At 67.4% G+C, this 21,618-nt stretch carries 18 protein-coding genes; 2 read left to right on the forward strand and 16 right to left on the reverse strand.

Annotation, left to right across the window (positions count from 1 at the left end):
• Positions 1–190: 190 nt before the first annotated feature.
• The 9 genes from ade to AZOLI_RS28295 form a co-directional block, all read right to left on the reverse strand.
• Positions 191–1,900 carry an adenine deaminase gene (gene ade, locus AZOLI_RS28255; protein WP_014250075.1) on the reverse strand — a complete coding sequence of 570 codons (1,710 nt, stop codon included), beginning with the start codon at positions 1,898–1,900 and terminating at the stop codon, positions 191–193.
• A 23-nt stretch (positions 1,901–1,923) separates the two neighbouring features.
• A complete protein-coding gene (locus tag AZOLI_RS28260) occupies positions 1,924–3,162 on the reverse strand; it encodes a GNAT family N-acetyltransferase (RefSeq protein ID WP_014250076.1) in 1,239 nt (412 codons plus the stop codon).
• Positions 3,152–4,477 carry a PAS domain-containing sensor histidine kinase gene (locus tag AZOLI_RS28265; RefSeq protein ID WP_014250077.1) on the reverse strand — a complete coding sequence of 442 codons (1,326 nt, stop codon included), beginning with the start codon at positions 4,475–4,477 and terminating at the stop codon, positions 3,152–3,154. Before AZOLI_RS28265 ends, AZOLI_RS28260 begins: the two co-directional genes overlap by 11 nt.
• A complete protein-coding gene (locus AZOLI_RS28270; RefSeq protein ID WP_162488492.1) occupies positions 4,474–5,610 on the reverse strand; it encodes a DUF2336 domain-containing protein in 1,137 nt (378 codons plus the stop codon). The genes AZOLI_RS28265 and AZOLI_RS28270 overlap by 4 nt, the downstream gene beginning before the upstream one ends.
• Before the next feature lie 169 nt (positions 5,611–5,779).
• Positions 5,780–6,544, reverse strand: coding sequence for a DUF6969 family protein (locus tag AZOLI_RS28275; RefSeq protein ID WP_014250079.1), 765 nt, complete (start codon positions 6,542–6,544; stop codon positions 5,780–5,782).
• A 112-nt stretch (positions 6,545–6,656) separates the two neighbouring features.
• Positions 6,657–7,301, reverse strand: coding sequence for an ABC-type transport auxiliary lipoprotein family protein (locus AZOLI_RS28280; RefSeq protein ID WP_244442697.1), 645 nt, complete (start codon positions 7,299–7,301; stop codon positions 6,657–6,659).
• Positions 7,302–7,321: 20 nt separating this feature from the next.
• Positions 7,322–8,281 carry an MlaD family protein gene (locus AZOLI_RS28285; RefSeq protein WP_014250081.1) on the reverse strand — a complete coding sequence of 320 codons (960 nt, stop codon included), beginning with the start codon at positions 8,279–8,281 and terminating at the stop codon, positions 7,322–7,324.
• A gap of 9 nt (positions 8,282–8,290) precedes the next feature.
• Positions 8,291–9,088, reverse strand: a complete 798-nt coding sequence (locus AZOLI_RS28290; protein ID WP_014250082.1) for an ABC transporter ATP-binding protein — start codon at positions 9,086–9,088, stop codon at positions 8,291–8,293.
• Entirely contained in the window at positions 9,088–10,272 is a 1,185-nt protein-coding gene (locus AZOLI_RS28295) for an ABC transporter permease (RefSeq protein ID WP_014250083.1), read from the reverse strand. The genes AZOLI_RS28290 and AZOLI_RS28295 overlap by 1 nt, the downstream gene beginning before the upstream one ends.
• A 196-nt stretch (positions 10,273–10,468) precedes the next feature.
• On the opposite strand from AZOLI_RS28295, the gene AZOLI_RS28300 reads away from it, so the two are divergent.
• Positions 10,469–10,984, forward strand: coding sequence for an adenine phosphoribosyltransferase (locus tag AZOLI_RS28300; RefSeq protein ID WP_014250084.1), 516 nt, complete (start codon positions 10,469–10,471; stop codon positions 10,982–10,984).
• A gap of 15 nt (positions 10,985–10,999) precedes the next feature.
• On the opposite strand, the gene AZOLI_RS28305 is transcribed toward AZOLI_RS28300, so the two are convergent.
• The 3 genes from AZOLI_RS28305 to AZOLI_RS28315 form a co-directional block, all read right to left on the reverse strand.
• Complete coding sequence (locus AZOLI_RS28305) at positions 11,000–11,455, reverse strand: DoxX family protein (RefSeq protein WP_014250085.1); 456 nt, start codon at positions 11,453–11,455, stop codon at positions 11,000–11,002.
• Between the two features lie 84 nt (positions 11,456–11,539).
• Positions 11,540–12,517, reverse strand: a complete 978-nt coding sequence (locus AZOLI_RS28310; RefSeq protein WP_244442684.1) for a DMT family transporter — start codon at positions 12,515–12,517, stop codon at positions 11,540–11,542.
• A gap of 129 nt (positions 12,518–12,646) precedes the next feature.
• Complete coding sequence (locus tag AZOLI_RS28315; RefSeq protein ID WP_014250087.1) at positions 12,647–13,486, reverse strand: 2-keto-4-pentenoate hydratase; 840 nt, start codon at positions 13,484–13,486, stop codon at positions 12,647–12,649.
• A gap of 175 nt (positions 13,487–13,661) precedes the next feature.
• On the opposite strand from AZOLI_RS28315, the gene AZOLI_RS28320 reads away from it, so the two are divergent.
• Positions 13,662–14,966 (forward strand): acetylornithine deacetylase/succinyl-diaminopimelate desuccinylase family protein, encoded by a 1,305-nt coding sequence (locus AZOLI_RS28320; RefSeq protein WP_014250088.1) that lies wholly within the window; start codon positions 13,662–13,664, stop codon positions 14,964–14,966.
• Between the two features lie 180 nt (positions 14,967–15,146).
• On the opposite strand, the gene AZOLI_RS31970 is transcribed toward AZOLI_RS28320, so the two are convergent.
• The 4 genes from AZOLI_RS31970 to AZOLI_RS28335 form a co-directional block, all read right to left on the reverse strand.
• Positions 15,147–16,076 carry a GIY-YIG nuclease family protein gene (locus AZOLI_RS31970; protein ID WP_162488495.1) on the reverse strand — a complete coding sequence of 310 codons (930 nt, stop codon included), beginning with the start codon at positions 16,074–16,076 and terminating at the stop codon, positions 15,147–15,149.
• A 172-nt stretch (positions 16,077–16,248) separates the two neighbouring features.
• On the reverse strand, positions 16,249–18,900 hold the full coding sequence (locus AZOLI_RS28325) for a bifunctional diguanylate cyclase/phosphodiesterase (protein WP_244442685.1): 2,652 nt from the start codon (positions 18,898–18,900) through the stop codon (positions 16,249–16,251).
• A gap of 152 nt (positions 18,901–19,052) precedes the next feature.
• Complete coding sequence (locus AZOLI_RS28330) at positions 19,053–19,559, reverse strand: hypothetical protein (RefSeq protein WP_014250091.1); 507 nt, start codon at positions 19,557–19,559, stop codon at positions 19,053–19,055.
• A 132-nt stretch (positions 19,560–19,691) separates the two neighbouring features.
• A complete protein-coding gene (locus AZOLI_RS28335; RefSeq protein ID WP_162488496.1) occupies positions 19,692–21,437 on the reverse strand; it encodes a methyl-accepting chemotaxis protein in 1,746 nt (581 codons plus the stop codon).
• Between the last annotated feature and the right edge of the window lie 181 nt (positions 21,438–21,618).

Raw genomic sequence — 21,618 nt, forward strand, 5'->3', positions numbered from 1 at the left:
GGAGAGGGGTTGGGGTGAGGGGTGCGGCGGCCCAAAGGCCGATGGAAATCCTGACATTTGCGACCCCTCACCCTAACCCTCTCCCGCAAGGGGAGAGGGGATCTGTCCGGCATCCCGGTTCCTGGTTTTTGAGCGATCCGGTCCCACACATTCCCTGTGCCTCTGCCTCTTCCCCAGGCAATCCGCCTGTTCAGGCGGCAATCAGCTCGAACCGGTCGACATCGACCATGCCACGGTCGGTGATCTTCAGGTGCGGGATGACCGGCAGCGGCAGGAAGGCCAGCTGCAGGAAGGGCTCGGCCAACGGGCAGCCCATGGCGCGGACGGCGGCGCGCAGGCTGCGCAGCTTGGCCTCCACCGTCTCGAACGGCTCCAGGCTCATCAGGCCGGCCAGCGGCAGGGCCAGTTCGCCCACCACCCGACCATTGCGCACCGCGACGAAGCCGCCCTGCAGCTCGATCAGGCGATTGACGGCGATCCGCATGTCGGAGTCGCCGGCCCCCACCACGCAGATGTTGTGGCTGTCATGCCCGACCGACGACGCCAGCGCGCCCTCCGCGAAACCGAAGCCCTGGACGAAGCCGCGGCCGATGTTGCGGTTGCTGCCATGGCGGGCGAAGACGCAGATCTTCAGCAGGTCGCGCGACGGATCGGCCACCATCCGACCGGCCACCACCGGCACCTCGATCCGCCGGTGTTCGGTCAGGATCCTGCCCGGCTCCAGCCCGATCACCGACTGGACCGACCCGCCGGCCGGCACGGCGAAATCCTCTTCCGCCACCGGGTCCAGCTTCACCGACTCCAGCCCCACCGGCGTCACCGCCGGCCGGCCGTCGAAGCTGTGCGGGCCGACGACCTTGCCGTTGCGGATGACCCGGTTGACCGCGCAGTCCTCCAGATCGTCGAGCAGGACCAGATCGGCGCGATGACCCGGCGCCACCAGCCCGCGGTCATAGAGGCGGAAGCCGCGGGCGGCCGACCAGGTGGCGGCGCGGTAGACATGGGCGACCGGGGCGCCCAGGCGGATGGCGCTGCGGATCAGGTGATCCATGTGCCCCTCCTCCGCGATGTCCAGCGGGTTGCGGTCGTCGGTGCAGAATCCCAGGAAGGGCGAGGTCTCGGGATTGATGACTTCAGCCAGGGCATGGACGTCCTTCGACACCGACCCGTCGCGGATCAGCACCTGCATGCCCTTGCGCAGCTTCTCCATCGCCTCGGCCGCGCTGGTCGTCTCATGGCAGTTGCGGATGCCGCAGGAGAGATAGGCGTTCAGTTCCTTCCCCGTCACCAGCGGGGCGTGGCCGTCGATGTGGCGCCCGTCGAAGGCGGCCAGCTTGTCCAGCACCCCGTCCACCTTGTGGAAGACGCCGGGGAAGTTCATGAACTCCGCCAGCCCCAGCACGCGGGGATGGTCCATGTGGCGGATCAGGTCCGGCGCCTCCAGCCGCGCGCCCGAGGTCTCCAGCTCCGTCGCCGGCACGCAGGAGGACAGCTGCACGAACAGGTCGAGCGTCGTCCCGCCGGCACTGTCGAGGAAATAGCGGAGCCCCCGCTCGCCCAGCACGTTGCAGATCTCGTGCGGGTCGCAGATGGCGGTGGTGGTGCCGCGCGGCAGGACGCAGCGGTCGAACTCCTGCGGGGTGACGCAGGTGGATTCGCAATGGACATGCGTGTCGATGAATCCCGGAACCACGGTCAGCCCGCGCCCGTCGATCTCCTCCACCCCGTCATAGGATTCGTAGGTGCCGACGATGACCTCGCCGCAGACGGCGATGTCGCCCTCGGCGATCTCGCCGGTGACGACATTGAGGAAGCGCGTGTTCTTGATGACCAGATCGGCCTTCGCCTCGCCCAGCGCCTGCCCGATGCGCGTCTTCAGATCATCCCGGCTGACCGCCATAACCCACTCCGACTGTCGTCTAATCAAGCAGGCAAAGTGGCGTCGCCTGTCGCGCCGTGCAAGCGGGTATCGCCCCCGCCCCCGTCCGCCGGCTGCCGAAAGGGTGAACGGGCCTGTTCCCGCGCCAGGATGGCGAGGACCCGTGCATTGTACAGGCCCAGCCCCTCTGCCACCGCGCGATGCATGTTGGTGTGCCGGAACCAATGACAGGCATGGACCAGCTTCGGCCGGAAGCCGCGCGCCAGCTTGTGCGGCCCGCCACGGCCGCCATCCACCCCATCCAGGCCGCGAGCGATCGCCCGCTCGATGGTCCGGTGGTAACAGGTCTCGAAATGGACCAGCTTCGCCTCTTCCCGTGCTCCCCAATTGCGGACATAAAGCCGGCCGTTGCCCTCGACAGCCAGCAGGGTGCCGACCGCGACTCCGCCTGCTTCGGCGAAGGTCAGCGTCACCGCGTCTCCCAACGCGGCACAGAGCCGAAGGACGAAGCCGGCGGTCAAGGGCTGGGGCGTCGCCCGGCGGGCGTGAAGATCGTCGAGCAGTCCGAGGAAAAGCGCGACATCGGTCTCGCCCACCCTGCTCCCCGGCACGTCGCGGAAACGAACCCCGCTGGCCAGCACCTTCCGGCGCTCCCACAGCAGGGCATCACGCCGGCGCTTCGACAGGGACGCTGTGAAATCGCCGAAATCCCGGTATCCGTCGTTCCGCCATTCATAGTCTACGGCATGCCGGGTCAGCCAGCCCGCCGCCTCGAAACGCGCACGGTCGGTCTCGTCGGGAAAATCGACATGGATGGAAGAAAATTCATAAGCCTGGGCAAGCGACCGCATCGCACCGATCAGGGCGTCGGCGACAGCTGGCGCCGCACCCGCCCGCAGCAGCAACCGGGGACCGCTCACCGGCGCATAGGGAACCGCCATAACCAGCTTGGGGAAATAACGTCCGCCGGCCGCCTGATAGCCGTCCACCCAGGGCTGGTCAGGCCAATGCTCGTCAGTGGACCGGTCCCGTAGGTAAAGGGGCGCTGCGCCGACGATCCGTCCCGCCGGATCGCGGGCGGTCAAATGCATCGGGGTCCACCCATTCGCCGGCCCCGCCAGCCCGCTTTCCTCCGCCGCAAGCAGATAGGCATGGCTCAAGAACGGCCCATGACCGGCGGCGCACGCATTCCAGTCCCGCGGATCAATCCCGGAGATGCCGCCAAGGACCACCGCCACCGGTACGGCCGGGGCTTGAGCCTTTCTTCCGATCCTATTCACCATCGAACGGCGGCGCCACCGGCAGGCGCACGCTGACCGTCGTGCCCTCCCCTTCGCGGCTGCGGATGTCGAGAGTGCCGTTCAGCAAATCGACGAAGGAGCGGACCAGCGGCAGCCCCAGCCCTGTCCCGCCGGAGCGGCGGGACAGCTGGCTGTCGACCTGTCCGAAGGGCTGCAGCGCCACGGCGATGCCTTCGGCGCTCATGCCGATGCCGGTGTCGGCGATTTCGATCAGGATACGGCCACCGTCCGGGCGGACGCGCAACGCGATGCGGCCGCCGGAAGGGGTGAACTTGACGGCGTTGGATAGCAGGTTCAGCAGGATTTGCTTTACCCGCACCGGATCGCCCAGCAGATGGGGGGTATCGGGGGCGATGTCCTGGGTCAGGGTCAGGCCGCTTTCCTCCGCCCGTTCGGCGATCAGCAGAAGCGAGCTTTCCACCGCATCGCGGACGTCCATCGGCTGCGGGTGCATCTCCAGCTTCCCCGCCTCGATCTTGGCGACGTCCAGGATGTCGCTGATGACGGCCAGCAGATGCTGCCCCGACTTGCCGATCACCTTGGCATAGTCGAGGTATTTGGGGTGGCCGAGCGGCCCGACGATCTCGCTTTCCATCATCGAGGAAAAGCCGATGATGGCGTTCAGCGGCGTGCGCAGCTCGTGGCTCATGTTGGCCAGGAACTCGCTCTTGGCCCGGTTCGCCAGTTCGGCCTGCTCCTTGGCCTGGATCAGGGCCTTTTCCGCACGGCGGCGTTCCTGGATTTCCTGCATCAGCGCGCGGGTACGCTCGGTGACGCGCATCTCCAGCTCGTCGCGGGCCTGCCGCAGCGCCAGTTCCGCCCGCTTGCGCCGGGTGATGTCCTGGCCGACGCACAGGATGCCCGGCGCCACGCCGTCCGCCTCCGGCAGGCGGTTCAGGTTCCACAGGAACACCCGCTCGCTCATGCAGTCCTGCTCGCGCAGCACCTGTTCGAAGTTGCGGATCTCCGTGCCCTGGACGGCGATGGCGATCTGGGCGGCGAAAGCGCCGGTCGGGCGCTCCCCCATCACCTCGGTCCAATGGCGGCCGATGGTGCCGCCGCTGAGACCGAAGGCGCGTTCGGCCTCCCGGTTGGCCTCCTGCACCCGGCCGTCCTCACCCAGGACCAGGATGATGCTGGCCGCGGTCTGCACCAGGGAACGGAAACGCGCCTCGCCCGCCCGCGCCTCGCTCTGCCGCAAAGCGGCCTCCAGCTCGGCCACGCGGTGTTCCAGCCGGCGGACGGTCTCCGCCGATCCGACGATGCCCGGGTCGGTGAAGAGAATCCGGTCGGTCACGCCGCGGCGTTTTCCGGCTGCATGATGTCGCCCAGCTTGGCCAGCAGGAATTCCAGATCCTCGGGCGCCAGATCCTCGTACTGGGTCAGGATGCGCTCGATCACGCGGCGGCGGTGGCGCTCGCGGTCGCCGGGTTCGCCGTCATAGGGCGTCTCCTTCAGCACGTCGATGGCGATGCGGCAGGCCGGCAGCAGGGCCGGCGGCAGCTTCGCCTTGTCGTACAGCGACTTCAGCCCCAGCCGGCCGGCATCGTGGATCAGCAGGCGGGCGTTGGTCAGCGGCACGTTGGCCATGCGCGACATGGCCATCTCGAAGAAGGCGATGTCGCCGGTGCACAGCGAACGGACCAGCAGCGAAGGCGTCAGGCGGCCGGTGCGGGTGAGCTGGCCCACCAGCCGGTCCAGGGCGCCCTCGTCGCTCTCGCCGGTGAACAGCGCCACGGTCGCCCGTTCGCGGCTTTGCAGGATCAGCTCCGACGCGACCTTGGCCGGCAACTCATGATGCGCGACGAGATGCTGGCGCAGCCGTTCCGACACCACGGCGACCAGCCGTTCGGCGATGGTGATCGGCAGCCTGGAGCGGTGGACCAGCGGATCCTGCACCGCTTCGCTGGCACCGAAGCGGTCGATGACGCGGCCAAGGCTCTGCTCGCCCAGTTCCGCCCCCTCGTTGGCGACCAGGGCGGCGACGGCGCGTTCGGACCCGCTTTCGATCAGCGCATCGGCAACCACCGCCGGCACGGTCGGGCGCTGGGCGATGGCGGTGCTCTTTGCCTCGGCCCCCGATCGCACGATCTCGACCAGATCGGCCGGGGTCAGCACGGTGGACACGCTGAGGAGCGGGATCGCCACCGCCTCCACGTCGCGGGCAAGGCTCAACGCCACGTCGCGCGGCAGCGACGGGCTGGATTTCAGGTTCTCGGCCAGGGTCTGGCGGACGCGCAGGACCGTGTCGTTGACCATCAGGCGGATGATGTCCTCCGCCAGCTTGTGCTCGGCCTGCGACAGCTCGGGGCTGTCGAACTGCTGGGCCAGCTTGGCGGCCAGATCGGTTCGGCTGTTGGGCGACGGGTCGGCCAGAAGGCGCGCCACGTCCTGCTGGGTCAGATGACCCGACTTCATACCGTCACTCATGGGTCCGGGACCCTTCCTGCCCTGGTCCGTCTCCAAATCGGTCGCGAAGAGGCGATACCCGCGCGGATGTGGGCGGAGACTTATCCACGCCATCAAGGATCTTCCGAAACGGTTGAACCTTCATTAACGTCGGCGGGTCATAGATCGTCGGAGGGGTGCGGACCCAGGATCACGGCAGCTCGACGAAGCTGGGCGGTTCCGGCAGGACAGCGCGGCGGCGCCGCGCACCGCGCAGCTGGATGGCGACCTCGGCGATCTGTTCCTCCACCGAGATATGGCGCTGGGAGGCGACCTCCAGCCCGCGGTCCTCGTAGACGTAGGCGTCGGGATGCGCGTCGGCCCAGCGCCGGATTGCGGCGTCGCGCTCGCGCAGCAGTCCGACGATGGTCGGGCGGAACAGCCGCATCATCGCGGTGATCCAGCGGTTGGCCGGCCAGGACGGGCGGGCATGGTCGATCTCGAAGGCGTCGAGCATGGCGATCACGTCTTCGGCCCCGTACCAGGTCTCCCCCGTCACCCAGCGGTTGGTGGTGAACAGGCGCACCGGCTGGCCGGCGACGTCCATGGCGATGCCGATCAGGTGCGACAGCGCGTCGTTGTCGTTCTCCGGCGGCTCGAAATCGGGCAGCGGCGCCGGCCGCAGGCCGGACGGCATGCCGTGGGGCCGCAGAAAGGTGTGGAAATGCCCATGCTCCCCATTCGGCCGCTCGCCTTCCGGGTGGCAGTGGTAGTAATACTGGGCGTGGAACTCGGCGTCGTAGACGTCGCCCGGCGGATAGTGCTTCCACTCGTAAAGCGTGCCGTGGCCGCGCAGAAGCTCGCCCACCACCGTGTCGCCGGTCTTGGCCAGGACGCGCTGGCACAGGCGCACCTCGCGTCCCGCCTCGGCCATCGCCTCCAACTCTTCCCGGGACACGTCCGACAAATCCGTCATCGCCCGATCCTGCGCTGCGCGAACATCCATATTACGTACGCGGATATGCGGGCGTGGCAAGGTCTTTTCGGATTTCGCACCTGCGGTTGCAGCCGGGCCTGCGCTTGGCCGGTCAGCTGCCGGCGGGGCGGAACCGCTGCGACAGCGACCAGGTCACCAGTTCGCCGGTGACGCGGCCCAGCGCCTCGTCGAAGGCGGCGACGATGTCGGTGAAGGAGCGGCCGCGCACGGGGACCGACGCCTCGAAGGTCTCACCGGCCTCGATGGTCCGGCGCGGCATGGCGACCAGCTTGGCCGACAGGCGCACATGCACCCGGTCCGGCATGGCGGCTCCCGCCGTCGTGTATTCCGCCTGGAAGTCGCGCAGTTCCGACTTCAGCACATAGTCGGAGCGCAGCCCCACCGTGTCGCGCCCGACCGAGACGATCCGCCCGCTGTCCTCGAAGGTCTGGACGACCAGCCCCTGCACCATGTTGGGCGCCCGGTCGGCCCAGGACACGTCGGCGAAATAGTCGAGCGAGGTCGGCGTGCGGGCCAGCGCGATGCGCGGCGTATCGATCCCGGCGGCGGCGGCCGGCGTCTCCACCAACAGCTGCCAGTCGGCCTTGGGACCGGGGCCGACGCTGGCGCGCGGGGTCAGGGTGTAGAGCTGCGGCGCCGTCGGGTTCAGCGCGGAGCAGGCGGCAAGCCCCAGCAGCAGGACGGCCCCCGCCACCGCGCACAGCGCCGACCGCGACGCCCCTTTGCCCATCCCCATCCGCAAGATCGCCGCTCCCGTCATTTCCCACGCACCTCCACACCCTGCCGCGTCCCACCGAAGAGGAAGTTCGACGGGTCGTTCTCGATCCGCGTGATCACCCGCGACAACTGCCCGGACAGGTCGCGCAGCTGGGAGATCAGCAGGGTCAGATCATACAGTCCGGTGGCGGTAAAGTCGCGCACCGGCTCGCGATTTTCGGCCATCAGGCCGTTCAGCGTGTCGGAGGTGCGCTTCAGCGAGCGCATCAGCTCGCGCGTTTCCCCCGTCAGCTGTTTGGCGCTGCCGTCCACCGTCGCCAGCGTTTCCCGCGCCTGCGCCAGCGTGCGATCCAGCTGCGGCCCGACCGCCTCGAAGCCGGTCAGCGTCTGCCGGGCTTGCGCCATCGTCTCCTCCAGGCCGGAGCCGGCGCGGGCAAGCTCGGCGCTGAGGGTGCGGGCATTGGCCAGAATCTCGCCGATGGCCTTCTGGTTCTCGCCGTTCAGCAACTCGCCCAGCTTGGTGATGACCTCCAGCGAGCGGTTGACCAGCTGCGGCGCGCTGTCCACCACCGCGGTCAGCGAGCTTGGCCGCGACGGGATGGTCAGCACGCCGTCGGCATCGGTGGCGGTCAGTCGCTTGCCCTCCACCGTCCCGCCGGAGATCTGGACATAGGCGCCGCCGGTGATGCCCTGCACCTCCAGCGAGGCGATGGAATCGGCCATCACCGGCGTGCCGTTCTGCACCTGCACCGTCACCCGCACCCGCGTGACGTTGTCGGGGTCGAGCCGGATGTCCGACACCGTGCCCACCGGCACGCCGCGGTAGCGCACCGGGCTTCCCTGCTGCAGGCCGGTGACCGAGCCGCTGAAGTAGATGCGGTAGGTCTCGCGCGTCTCGTCCAGCTGGACCTTGGCGATCCAGGCGGTGAAGACCAGCAGGCCGGCGACCAGCGCCAGCACGAAGCTGCCGACCAGGATATAGCTGGCGCGGGTTTCCATGGCTTGCCCCTACCTTTTTGCAAGCTGTCGAGCTTGGTTGCGTTCTTTGGCGTCCAGCGCCGCGCGGCCGCGCGGCCCGTGGAAGTAATCGCGAATCCAGGGATGCGGATCGGCCAGATGCTGGGCCAAGGTCCCCACCCGGATCCTGCGGTCCACCAGCACCGCGATGCGGTCGCAGATGGAGGTCAGGCTGTCCAGATCGTGGGTGACCATGAAGACGGTCAGCCCCAGGCTGCGCTGCAGCCCCTGGATCAGCGTGTCGAAGGCGGCGGCGCCGATGGGATCGAGGCCGGCGGTCGGCTCGTCGAGGAACAGGATGTCGGGGTCGAGCGCCAGCGCGCGGGCCAGACCGGCGCGCTTGATCATGCCGCCCGACAGCTGGGCCGGATGCTTGGTGCCGGCATCGGGCGGCAGGCCGGCCATGGCGATCTTCACCCGCGCCACCTCGGCGACCAGCGCCGGTGGCAGATCGGTGTGCTCCTTCAGCGGCAGCATCACATTCTCCGCCACCGTCATGGAGCTGAACAGCGCGCCGTTCTGGAACAGCACGCCGGTGCGAGCCTGGAGATGCGTACGCTCCGTCCGGTCGAGTTCGGCGATGTCGTGGCCCAGCAGCTCGATCCGGCCGGCGGACGGCGCGATCAGGCCCAGGATTTCCTTCAACAGCACCGACTTGCCGGTGCCGGACCCGCCGACGACGCCCAGCACCTCCCCCCGCTCCACGTCGAGGTCGAGCCCGTCATGGACGGTCTGCGGGCCGAAGCGGGTGACCAATCCCCGCACCCGGATGACGGGGCGCGCGTCCATCACACCCCCAGCATGGAGAAGACGACGGAGAACACCGCGTCGATCACGATCACCAGGAAGATCCCCTCCACCACCGCCTTGGTGGTCATGATGCCGACGCTTTCGGCGCTGCCGGCGACCTTCAGCCCCTCGTAACAGCCGACCATGGCGATCACCAGCGCGAAGACCGGCGCCTTGATCAACCCGGCGAGCACCGTGTTGATGCCGACGGCGCTGTGAAGCTGGCGGATGAACTGCCCGAAGGTGATGTCCAGCGTGGCATAGGCCATCACCGCCCCGCCGAACAGCCCCATCACGTCGGCGTAGAAGGCCAGCAACGGCAGCGAGATCATCAGCGCCAGCGCCCGCGGCACCACCAGCAGCTCAATCGGGTCGAGCCCCATGGTGCCGATGGCGTCGACCTCCTGGTTCACCTTCATGGTGCCGATCTGCGCGGTGAAGGCGGAGCCGGAGCGGCCGGCGACGATGATCGCCGTCATCAGGATGCCGATCTCGCGCAGGACGGAGATGCCCAGCAGGTTGACGACATACAGCTCAGCCCCGAAGCGCTTCAGCTGGTCCGCCCCCTGGAAGGCCAGCACCACGCCGATCAGGAAGGACAGCAGCCCCAGGATCGGCAGGGCGTTCAGCCCGGTCTGCTCGATGTGGAACAGGACGGAGGTCAGGCGCAGGCGCGACGGGCGCAGGATCAGCCGGCCGAAGGTGACGGTGACCAGGCCGAGGAAGCCGACGAGATCCAGCACTTCCTTGCCGGCGTTGACCGTCGTCTGCCCGGTGCGGACGATCATGTCCAGGATCGGGTGATGGTCGCGCTCGATGGGATGGGGCGGCGCCTTGCCGGCATCGCGCACCGCGCCGAACAGCGCGGCATGCTCCGGCCGCAGCCCGACCACCTCCACCGCATGCCCTTCCGCCCCAAGACGGTCGGCGAGACGGTTCAGCAGATAGGCGCCGACGGTGTCGAGAGCCTCCACCCGCGACAGATCGAGCCGCACGGCGGCACCGCCCTCTGGCTTCTGCGCCCGGTCCAGCGCGTCGGAGGCGGCCCCGGCCGCATGCAGAGTCCAGCGCCCGGCGGCACCGATCCGCCACCCGCCGTCCTCCGGCCCGGCATCGATCCGGGCCATCTCCGCCGCCGTTCCGTCCTTCGCCAAAGTTCCAGCCACAGGCCCCGCCGCACGCATCCGCACTCCGTCCGGTGCGTCCCGAACGTGGCGGAGCACCGCCGAATGGTCAACCCCATGCGGCATAGCCGCGCAGCACGGCGGCCATGCCCGGCGCCGAATGCGGCGTCTGGGGCCGCGGCCAATCGCGTCTTTCCGCGGAGGCAGGCAGCGGCTAGAGTGCCGGGCGGCGGACCCTTTACGGACAAGATTTCCGATGAACCTGAAAGACCACATCCGCGGCATTCCGGATTTCCCGAAGCCCGGCATCCTGTTCTATGACGTCTCGCCGCTGCTGGCGAGCGGCGCCGCCTGGAAGGCCGCCATCGACGAGTTGGCCGAGGCCGTGCGCCCGCACAAGCCGGATCTTCTGGTCGGAATCGAGTCGCGCGGCTTCCTGGTCGCCGCCCCGCTGGCTCTGGCGCTGGGCATCGGGTTCATCATGGTGCGCAAGCACGGCAAGCTGCCGGGCGACAAGATCGCCCATTCCTACAATCTGGAATACGGCACCGACACCATCGAGGTGCAGGCCGACGCGGTGAAGCCCGGCCAGCGCGTGGTTGTGCTGGACGACCTGCTGGCGACCGGCGGCACCATGGTCGCCGCCATCAACCTGCTGCGCCAGGTCGGCGCCGACGTCCGCGCCGCCGCCTTCCTGGTGGAGCTCACCTTCCTCAATGGTCGCGACCGCATCGACGTGCCCAGCGTCTCGCTGATGGCCTACGATGAGTGAGACCCGCAACTGAGATCAGCGCCGGGCGCGCCAGCCGTCGATGCTGAAGCGCCCGCTGCCTGCCGCGGCCAGCGCCAGGAAGCCGCCGATGATGGCGAGGTTCTTCATGAACTGCGTCTGCTGCATCTTCATCGCCTCCGGCGCGGCGTCCCAATAGCGGTGGGCGATCAGGGTCGCGGCGACGGTGAAGGCCGCGACCAACAGCGCCGCCAGCCGGGTCCAGGCGCCCAGCACCACGGCCAGCCCGCCGAACGCCTCGACCAGCGCGCCGATGGTGCCGAGCACCGCCGCCATCGGCACGCCCTGGCTTTCCAGCCCGGCGATGAAGCCGCCGAGCGCCATCAGCTTGCCGAAGCCGCTCTGCACGAAGATGGCGCCCAGCAGGACGCGGGCCGCCAGAAGCAGCGCGTCCTGTCCGGCGGTTCCCGCACCGGCATCGAACCCGTTCGACGATGTCGCATGGTTGATCATCGTACCGGCTCCTCATTCCAGTCTCATCGAACGGGAGACGATTGCGGGAAGCCCGTTATTCCGCCGACTGCCGAATGAGCGGCCTCAGGCGGTCTTCCACAGCGTAATGATCATGACGCCGGCCACGGTCAGGGCGGCGCCGGCCAGTTGCAGCCAACCCATCGGCTCGGCCAGCGCCACATAGCCGAAGACGGCGGCGGCCACCGGGCCGATGGCGCCGCTCAGCGCCACCAGATTGGGGCCGACCCGCCGCAGCGCCTCCGCCGTCATCAGCACGGGCAGCACGGTGCAGACCACCGCCATCACCGCCGACAGCCCATAGACCGGCAGAGGCAGGTCGAGCGCCGACAGGGGCCGCAGCACGGCGAATTGCAGGATGCAGCACAGGCAGGCCGCGGTCATCGCATAGGCGGTGAAACGCATGGAGCCGATCCGCTGCACCACCCGGCTGCTGCCGACCAGATAGACCGAATAGAGGAAGGCCCCCATGAAGACCAGCCCGGCCCCGGCCATGAAGTTGGGGTGGCCGGTCCCGACCTCCGACCACACCACCAGCGCAACGCCGGCATAGGAGACGACCAGCGCCACCACCTCGCGCAGGCCGATCCGCTTGCCGAGGAACATGGCGGACAAAATCACCACGATGGTCGGGTAGAGGAACAGCAGCAGCCGCCCCATCCCGGCCGAGACATAGCGCAGACCGAGGAAATCGCAGAAGCTGGCGGCGTAATAGCCGGTGATGCCGAGCCCGATGGTCAGGGCGAGGTCGCGGCCGGAAACCGGCCCCCGCTCTCCCTTCCGGGCGCCCGACCAGAGGGCCATGCCGAGGAAGAAGGGCAGCGCGAAGACCATGCGCAGCATGATCAGCGTCACCGGATCGACATTGTAGCGGTAGGCCAGCTTGATGATGACCGGCCGCAGCGAAAAGGCCACCACCCCCGCCACCGCGAGCCCGAGCCCGGTCAGAAGCTGGACCGGCGGCAGGACGGACGCCGCGGCGATGCCATCGGACGACAGACTGGCGGACGGCAGGCTGGCCTGGGATGCGCTGGTCTGGGACAAGGCGATGGATCCGGCGACGGGAGAGGGAACGCCATTCAAGCATCCCCTTGCCCGTTTGGCTTGCGCCAAGGCGGCGGACGGCCATGCCCTCCGCCCCACCCAGGATTGCGCGATCCGCGACTCTGACGGTCAGGCGGCGGGCGTCGCCGCGACGGCGGTGCCGCTCATCGGGGCAAGGCCGGTGAAGGCGATCCGCGCCTGCTGGCCGATGGCGATGGAATGAACGCCGGTCAGGGCACCGGTGGACACCAACTGCCCCGCCTTCAGCGGCCGGCCGAGCCGGGCGGCCATGCCCAGCGCCACCGCGAGGGCGGCCGCGATGCCGCCCGGCAGCTTGGCGCTGCTGCCGACACCGACGCTCTGCCCGTCGATCAGCACCTCGGCCCTGAGCGCATCGGCGCCTTCGACGCCGCCGACGATCTCCTCGCCGACGATCAAGCCGGTGTTGTTGCCGAAGACGGCGGTCGAGGCGGTGGGCCCCAGTTCGTTCACCGGAGCCAGCGGGCCGCCCGCCACCTCGATGACGGCATGGACGGCGGCGATGAAGGCCGCGGCCTCCGCCGGGCTGTAGTCCAGCTTGTCGGCGGGAGCGTCGGCGGCGATGCGCACCGCAAACTCGGCCTCCACGGCGCCGAAACCGCCGGGAATCACCGGGAAGCTCAGCGGCCCGCCATCGGCGGTCGTCACCGTGCCGGCGAAGATCGGGCCGATGTAGCGCATGGCGCCCAGCGCCTCCTCCAGGGCCGGCGGCACCCGCGCCACCTTCCAGCCGGCGACCTCGTCGGGCCAAGCCGCGGTCGCCGTCGCCTGGATGGCGTAGGCGGTGGCGAGATCGGCCGGCAGCGGGCCGGGAAATTCGTCGAGCCCGGTCGCACTGCGGCGGGCGGCGACGAAGCGGGCGGCGGCCTCGGCGATCACCGGGTCGGCCAGGGTCGGGGCGCTCAGCCCGATGGGGTGCTTGACGGTCATGACAGGAACTCTCCGCTGAGGGGCGCCGCGACTGTAGCCGCCCCGGCCAACCGGGGAAAGTGCGCTGCACAAGAACTCCACCTGGGAACTCCGCCCGGGTCGCTTCCCGAAAGGCGGGGTGGACGGACCATCCGCTTGGGGCGACACTGGTGGCGTCCTTGCCGCGGGAGAGGCCATGCGATCCGATACCGACGCCGCAACCAGCCAGCTGTTCCGCCGGATCGAGGTGCGGCGCGACGATCTGGTCGCGCTGACGCAGGACTTGATCCGCATCCCCACCGTCAATCCGCCGGGCGACGTCTATACCGATTGCGCCGAGCTGATCGGCCGCCGGCTGACGGCGCGCGGATTCTCGGTGGAGTATGTGCGGGCGGAGGGGGCGGCCGGCGACAGCGACCGCTACCCGCGCACCAACGTCGTCGCCCGCATCGAGGCACCGCGGCCGGGGCCTTGCGTCCACTTCAACGGCCATATCGACGTGGTGCCGGCCGGCCAGGGCTGGACCGTAGATCCCTTCGGCGGGGTGGTGAAGGACGGCCGGGTCTATGGCCGCGGCGCCTGCGACATGAAGGGCGGCATCGCCGCCTCGATCGTCGCCGTCGAATCGCTGCTGGAGGAAGGGCTGCTGACCGCCGGCGCCCTGGAGATTTCCGGCACGGTGGACGAGGAATCCGGCGGTTACGGCGGCGTCGGCCATCTGGCGAAGCTCGGCTATTTCTCCCGGCCGCGCGTCGACCACGTCATCATCCCGGAGCCGCTGAACGTCGACCGCGTCTGCATCGGCCACCGCGGCGTCTGGTGGGCGGAGATCGAGACCAAGGGCCGCGTCGCCCATGGCTCCATGCCCTTCCTCGGCAACTGCGCGGTGCGCCACATGGGCGCCGTGCTGCACCGGATCGAGACGGAGCTGATCCCCCGCCTCGCCGCCAAGCGCACCGACATGCCGGTGGTGCCGGAGGGCGCGCGCCAGTCCACCATCAACATCAACGCCATCCATGGCGGCCAGCGCGAGGACCATGACGGCCTGCCGAGCCCGATGGTGCCTGACCGCTGCCGCATGGTGATCGACCGCCGTTACCTGATCGAGGAGGACCCCGAGGCTGTCCGCGGCGAGATCGTCGCCATCCTGGAGGATCTGCGCCGCAGCCGCCCCGGCTTCGATTACGAACTGCGCGAGGTGCTGGCCTTCCTGCCGACGATGACCGATGCCGACGCCCCCGTCGTACGGGCGGTCGCCGCCGCCATCGAGACGGTGCTGGGCCGCCCGGCGCAGCATGTCGTCTCCCCCGGCACCTACGACCAGAAGCATGTGGTGCGCGTCGGCCAGTTGAAGGACTGCATCGCCTACGGCCCCGGCATCCTCGACCTCGCCCACCAGCCCGACGAATGGGTCGGCATCGAAGACATGGTGCAGTCGGCGCAGGTGATGGCACTGGCAACGCTGGGGTTGTTGGGAGGTGATTATGGATTACGATTCTGAGGGTCGTAGAAAAAGAGACTTGGCGCAGCTGCGCGGTGTTTTAAGGCGCGCAAACGAAAGACCAGTCCCTCTCGAAGAAATCCAGGGCGCGATTGAACATGAAAATTCAGACAAATACATCGGATCTCATGGTAATTTTAATAGTAATCACTGAAAAGTGTGAATTTCAGGTAGTCTACACTATAAACCAAGCTTCTCCAGTGTAATACCTTCCTGAGAGGCTGAATTTTCCTTCTTTAAATTTTCGCTTATCTCGTTCTCCAGATCTGAAAGCGTCCTTTTCCCAGATGCCCAGTCCTTTCTTCCATTTCTACTAGTTCCAGCGATAACCGCTGCAGCAGCACTTGGGCTATTAAACAGAACATCTTTTGTAAATTTAAAATGATTGTCAAATTTCGCCAGTGATCCATCTGCAATCAGTTTATCTCGCAAATTAATATAGCCAGCCTGAAGGGCGCCAACCTCAGCAGAAGAGAATGAGCCCGCAAGAACAACGAATCCTTCGTCAGTAACCTTTCCTCTTGCCCTTAAATCCCTGACAGACATAGAAAACTCATGATCTTCGATTTTAAGCGAAGACCTATCTACGCCCCCATAAATCGGCCTCTCATCGCTGATGCCACGCACTTCTTCTTTCGCTACCTTTGAAACTGGCTCCAGCAATTTATGACCGAACATACCTAATATAAGGCGCACATCTGCTATGATTTCTTCCATTGCATCACGGTCAGCACGAGACAGCTTGGGAGTAATCTGTATCTTCGCATTATCCAGTTTATAACGAGCAGCCCCGACCGCCATTTCGATAAGTCTAGCCTCTAAATACTTCGAGTTTATATTCTCATCTTTACTGGAAAATATCACTCCATCTTTCCAAAAATCTTTTTCCCTTACATGATTTGAGATTCTGTCAAATACATTCTGAGCCTCACCAATATAGCAAATCGATTCGTCATTCTCATTCTTCCCAAAAAGAAAGTAAACCCCCGGGCTTTTAGCCTCAACCCACTCCTTTAATTCTGAATACCTGCTTCTTGGAAATGATAAAGCTTGAATAGTTCTGTTAAATATTTCTGCATGCTGAACACCGAAAGCAGTTCCGTCGGCCATGTAAACTCTTACAGTACGACCACCCATACCCTTCTCCGATTTTCAAGATTTCCACATCACAATACAGCACTACGTTACAACAGGGTTTTTATTTCCGTGCAAAACTGCGACGACTGAACCCTGAATTATATAGCAAGCCTCAAATTGCCAACCTCCTACGGATTTCTCAATGCTACTCCACCGCCACCGGCTGGGCGGCACCCTGTCTGGCCAGCAGCCGTTCCACCTCTTCGGCCGGGACGGGGCGGCTGAACAGGAAGCCCTGGTAGCTCTCGCAGGAGAGATCGCGCAGAAGCTGCAACTGCTCCTGCGTCTCCACCCCCTCGGCGATGACGGACAGGCCCAGGCTGCGGCCCAGCCCGACGATGGCGCGCGGGACGGAGGCGTCGCTGGCACCGGTCGACAGGTCGTGGATGAAGGAGCGGTCGATCTTCAGCTTGTCGATCGGCAAACGGTGCAAATAGCTGAGGCTGGAATAGCCGGTGCCGAAATCGTCCAGCGCGATCAGAACGCCGCGCTGCTTCAACGCCCCCAGCGTCGCCGCCGCCGATTCGACGTCGTCGATCAGGGTGCTTTCGGTCACCTCGACCTCCAGCTCCGGCCCGCTCAGGCCGTTGGCGTCCAGCGCGCGGGCAACCTTGGCCGGCAGCTGCCCATCACGGAACTGGGCGCCGGAGACGTTGACCGCCACCGGAACCGACAGGTCGAAGCGGGCGCGCCAGCGCCGGATCTGGGCGCAGGCCTCGAACAGCACCCAGTCGCCCATCGCCAGCACCAGCCCGGTCTCCTCCGCCACCGGCAGGAAGCGGCCGGGCAGGATCAGACCCTCCTCCGGGTGGCGCCAGCGGATCAGCGCCTCCAGCCCGACGATGCGGCCGGTCAGGGTATCGACCTGCGGCTGATAGACCAGGAACAGCTGCCCCTCGCGGATGGCGTCGCGCAGGCTGCCCTCCAGATCCATGCGCTCGCGCGATCTGGCGCCCATCTCCTTGGTGACGAAACGGAAGCCGTTCCGGCCATTTTCCTTGGCGTGGTACATGGCGATGTCGGCGCAGCGGATCAGCCCTTCCGGGTCGTCGGCATCGTCGGGGTACAGGCTGATGCCGATGCTGGGCGTCACCACGAAATTCTGGCCGCCGACGGTGAAGGGACTGGCCAGATGCGCCACCACCTTCTCCGCCACGCGCGCCGCATCCTCCGGTTCGATCACGCGGCGCAGCACGATCAGGAACTCGTCGCCGCCCAGCCGCCCGACCGTGTCGGATTCGCGCAATCCCGCCTGCAGCCGCCGCGCCACCGACCGCAGCACCTCGTCGCCGAAGCTGTGGCCCAGACTGTCGTTGATCACCTTGAAGCGGTCGAGGTCGATGAACAGCACCGCCACCTTGCTGCCTTCGCGCCGCGCCTCGCGCAGCGCCTGGGCGATGCGGTCGAACAGCAGGACGCGGTTGGGCAGGCCGGTCAACGCATCGAAATGCGCCAGATACTGGATGTGCTGCTCCGCCCGGCGCTTCTCGCCGATGTCCTCGGCGAAGGCCAGGACGAATTTCAGCTCTCCCGCCAGGGTGACGGGCTGGAAATGCAGGCTGAAATGGCTGCGCCGCCCGCCCAGCACCAGCGGCTGGTCGGATTCGAGCTTGCCGCTTTCCCCCTGCAGCGCCGCTTCCAGCGCGAAGACGGACGCCTGGTCGCCGAAGCGAAGCCGCAGGTCGGTGCCGGGCATCTCCTCCCGCATCAGTCCCGCGGCGGAGGCGAAGGCCGGGTTGCAGTCCTTCAGGAGTCCGTCGGTGCTGATCAGCGCGATCCCCAGCGGCGCCTGGGTGAACAGCTGCTGCCGTTCGGCCTCCTGCAGGCGGAGCGAGGCCGTCATCTCCCCGGCCAGTTCGACCGCACGGGAATGGGTCGCCAGCATCATGCGCAGGATCAGCGACAGGGCGATGCTCAACGCGATCCCGCCGGCCAGCAGCGCCCCCGGCACCCAATCATGCGCGCTCAGCACCCCATCGGGCAGGCTGTCGTAGCGCACGGTCCACACCCGGCCGCCGACCGGCAGTTCCCGCATCAGGCTGATGGAGGCCGTGGTTTCCAGCGGACGCCGGCTGCGGTAGAGCGGGAATTCCGCTTCGGCCGGCGGCACGTCGTAGATCTCGATGCCGGCATCCGGCCGCTTTTCGTCGATCAGTCCGTCCACCAGAGGACCGATCCGCACCGGGACCAGCACGACGCCGGTGAAGGAGGCCTGCCGCGCTTCCAGCGACGGCGGCTGCGGATCGCCGCGATAGGTCGCCTGAAAGAGGATGAAGGCAGGCTTCGCCCCCGCCGCCTCGTCGATCTTCAGCGTGATCGCGCGGGTGGCCGCCGGATCGCCGCTGTCGCGCGCCCGCTCGATGGTGGAGCGCCGCGTCGCCTCCGACATCATGTCGAAGCCGATGGCCCGCACATTCGCCTCGTCGACCGGGGCGGCGAAGATGGTGACCACCCGCTCCGCCCCGGCACTCTCGGGCCAGATGCGGAAATTCGTCAGGCCGGCCGCCCGCATCGCCGCCACCAGTTCGCCGGAGCGGGCGGCCGGCACGGCACGGGCATAGGCGACGGAAATGATGCCGGGATAGCGTCCCGGCATATCCAACGCCTCGACGAAACGGTTCCACTGCGTCCAATGCAGGTCGGGGAAGGTCATCGCCAGCGATGCGGCGCTGCGGGCGACCTGCTGGTAGACCTGCAGCCGGTCGGCCAGCTGGCCATGAATCTCCTCGACCCGTGTGGCGAAGCGGTGCTCCTCCTCGCGGGTCAGCAGGCGCTCGGATTGGAGCATCGCCAGCATGGACAGTCCGCAGCCGGCAATCAAAGCCAGAGCGGGTATGATGGCCGGCAATGGGAGATTGCGCAGGAAGCCACGGAAGGACGGATCCGGATGAAAGGCCGGCGGGAGGTCCACAGGTCGGTCGGCTGCGGGATCGGCTGCCGGTTCCGCCATCAGAACTCCTCTAGGATCTTGGGGCTGGTCAGCAGCAGCGTTTCGATCATACCCAGGATCTGCTCGATCTTGCTGCGGGTCGCGTCGAGCTCGTCGGCGGTCTTGTCGTCGATGCCCGCTTCCATCAGCATCGTGTCGAAGGTGTGCAGGGTCTCGTTGAAGGCCTTCTGCTCGGCCACCAGCACGTCGAAGGCGCCCAACGAGGAGGTCAGTGCCAGCGGCGGATCGCTGACGAAGGAATGGCTGATGTCGGTGAAGATGGCGATGGCGCTCAGCTTCTGCCGGAGAACCCATTGCGGGAAATTCGGCGGCAGCTCCTTCCCGGCGGCCTCCAGCCTTTCCTGGATCGAGAAGATCAGCCCCTGGATATCCAGATAGGCCGCGCGGATCTCGCGAAAGCGCGGAAAGGTCTTCGGCTTTCCGGCGGCACGCAGCCGGGCCAGGGCGGCGATGTCTTCGGTCAGTTTCCGGGACATCCGAAGCACGACGTCCGTCACCTTCGACATCACACCCCTCCGCTCAACGGCCCGCCCTCGCGCATCCGTGCCGGGCCGCCCATGCTCGCCCCGCCTGTGTCGGCCAGCCTACACCAGAACCCACCCCGATCGTTAGTGTTACCGGCCCGTCGGAACCCGCCTTCAAAACCCGACCGCGGCAGCCGGTGTCGGCCCCTTCTCCAACCCCGCCTTGTCGAGCAGGTCGAGCAGGTCGATGACGTCCTTGGACGCACGCTCGACCTCCGCCACCTCGGCAAGCGCACGGTCGATGTCGCCGGCCGCGAAGGCGCGGGCGGCCGCCTTGCCGTGGTCGTGAACCTTCCGGTGCGGAGCCTCCAGCCGGACGAAGGCGGAATGGGCGCGGTAGTTCATCGAGGACGGGCCGTAATACCATTTGCCGAGCCGGCAGGCCTCGTGGCTCGCGAGTTCGTCGGGGCGCAGGGTCTCCAGCCCGACCAGCATGTCGGCCAGCCGCTTCTTCCAGATGACGTGGTCGACCTTGGCGATCTTCACGATCTTGCCGGGGATGTCCTGTTCCATCAGCTGGGTCAGCTGGCTGCCCAGGAGGGTCTCCACGCCGCGCGTCGCCTGGACGCTGCGCAGGATGGTGGCGCTGTTGGACGCACTGCTTTCGGCGATGCGCGCGGTGCCGGCGGCCACCTGGTTGGCGGCGGCAGACTGCTGGGTCAGGATGCTGGCGATGTCCGACATGCGCTGTTCGGTGCGGCCGATATGCTCGCCGATGTCGGCCATTCGCTCGCTGACCTCGCGGATCGCCTGCTGGCCAGCGGCGACGGCGCGGGTGCCGTCCTCCATCGATGCGACGATGGCGCCCATCTCCGCCTTCAGCGCGTCGATGCGCAGGCGGATGTCCTCGGTCGCGCGGGCGGTCTGGTTGGACAGGTTCTTCACCTCGCTCGCCACCACGGCGAAGCCCTTGCCGGCCTCCCCTGCCCGCGCCGCCTCGATGGTCGCGTTCAGGGCCAGAAGGTTGGTCTGCTTGGCGATCGCCTCGATGGTGGAGACGATCTCCGCGATGCGTTCGGAAGCGACCGACAACTCGCCCACCCGTGTCGCCGCCCCTTCGACCGCCGTGGCGATCTGTTCCATGCGGGCGACCGCCTGCTGTACGGTGTGACCGCCGTCGGCGGTCACCGACCGCGCCTCCCCAGCCAGCGCCGCGACGTCGCGGCTGCGCGCCCAGATCTCCTGGATGCCGGTCACCGTCTCCTCGGTTGCGGCGGCGATGCCCTGGGACTCGTGATCGACCGCGCGCAGCTGCCCGACCATCTCGGCATTGGCGACGGCCGCGTCGTTGATGGCCATCGCCACATCGATGGTGCGGTCCATCAATGTCGCGGCGAAGCCGCCCAGCGACCGCCCGCTTCCGGCGCCACCGGCGGCATCGGCCGCCGCCGGGCCGTAGCCCGCCAGGGTCCGGTCCATGTCGAAGGACACGGCGCGGGCCACCGCCGCCACCGCCCGCCGTGCCGTGGCCGGACGCCAGCGCAACGCGCCCTGCACCAGGGCCAGCAGGTCGCTCAGCACAACGCCATAGGCGCCGATGTACCAGGACGGCTCCAGCCCGATGCGCCGATGCGCCTCCCCGGCCGCCCGGCAGCGGGCCTCGTGCGCGGGCGAGCCGGCCTCCTGGAACATCAGACGCCAATGGTCGGCCTGCTGCCGCTTCAGCCGGGGCAGGTCGCCATGGGCGTCCAGCAGCCTGCGGGTCTCCGGCCAGCGCGACAGGTGGGCGTAGAAGCGCTCGGACAGGTCCGGCAGGCTGCGGTCGATCAGCCGGCCCATGCTCGTCAACAGGCCGCGTTCCTCCGCCTCAAGCCCGAAGAAACCCGCATCCGCACCCGCAACCCGCCCGTCAGCCGCCATCTCGCCCATCCACGATGATGCTGCGGCATACGCAAAACAAGCGTCGGGCCGCCTTATCCTTGGCGACAGTTATATGACAATTGTCGCAAAGCGCAACCCAGGGCAGACCCTTATCGATCAAATGAACGGCAAAGGGCTGCGCATAATGGTCGCACCTGCCCGCAAATCAGGCATCCTTGCG

Source organism: Azospirillum lipoferum 4B (assembly GCF_000283655.1).
GTDB classification, from domain to species: domain Bacteria; phylum Pseudomonadota; class Alphaproteobacteria; order Azospirillales; family Azospirillaceae; genus Azospirillum; species Azospirillum lipoferum_C.

Coding starts and splice junctions, on each gene's coding strand:
- AZOLI_RS28325 (WP_244442685.1), bottom strand. CDS start 18,900: ATGCTGGCGATGCTCCAATCCGAGCGCCTGCTGACCCGCGAGGAGGAG.
- AZOLI_RS28260 (WP_014250076.1), bottom strand. CDS start 3,162: ATGGTGAATAGGATCGGAAGAAAGGCTCAAGCCCCGGCCGTACCGGTG.
- AZOLI_RS28305 (WP_014250085.1), bottom strand. CDS start 11,455: ATGATCAACCATGCGACATCGTCGAACGGGTTCGATGCCGGTGCGGGA.
- AZOLI_RS28295 (WP_014250083.1), bottom strand. CDS start 10,272: ATGCGTGCGGCGGGGCCTGTGGCTGGAACTTTGGCGAAGGACGGAACG.
- AZOLI_RS28270 (WP_162488492.1), bottom strand. CDS start 5,610: ATGAGTGACGGTATGAAGTCGGGTCATCTGACCCAGCAGGACGTGGCG.
- AZOLI_RS28280 (WP_244442697.1), bottom strand. CDS start 7,301: ATGGGGATGGGCAAAGGGGCGTCGCGGTCGGCGCTGTGCGCGGTGGCG.
- AZOLI_RS31970 (WP_162488495.1), bottom strand. CDS start 16,076: ATGGCCGACGGAACTGCTTTCGGTGTTCAGCATGCAGAAATATTTAAC.
- AZOLI_RS28300 (WP_014250084.1), top strand. CDS start 10,469: ATGAACCTGAAAGACCACATCCGCGGCATTCCGGATTTCCCGAAGCCC.
- AZOLI_RS28330 (WP_014250091.1), bottom strand. CDS start 19,559: ATGTCGAAGGTGACGGACGTCGTGCTTCGGATGTCCCGGAAACTGACC.
- ade (WP_014250075.1), bottom strand. CDS start 1,900: ATGGCGGTCAGCCGGGATGATCTGAAGACGCGCATCGGGCAGGCGCTG.
- AZOLI_RS28275 (WP_014250079.1), bottom strand. CDS start 6,544: ATGACGGATTTGTCGGACGTGTCCCGGGAAGAGTTGGAGGCGATGGCC.
- AZOLI_RS28335 (WP_162488496.1), bottom strand. CDS start 21,437: ATGGCGGCTGACGGGCGGGTTGCGGGTGCGGATGCGGGTTTCTTCGGG.
- AZOLI_RS28285 (WP_014250081.1), bottom strand. CDS start 8,281: ATGGAAACCCGCGCCAGCTATATCCTGGTCGGCAGCTTCGTGCTGGCG.
- AZOLI_RS28290 (WP_014250082.1), bottom strand. CDS start 9,088: ATGGACGCGCGCCCCGTCATCCGGGTGCGGGGATTGGTCACCCGCTTC.
- AZOLI_RS28320 (WP_014250088.1), top strand. CDS start 13,662: ATGCGATCCGATACCGACGCCGCAACCAGCCAGCTGTTCCGCCGGATC.
- AZOLI_RS28315 (WP_014250087.1), bottom strand. CDS start 13,486: ATGACCGTCAAGCACCCCATCGGGCTGAGCGCCCCGACCCTGGCCGAC.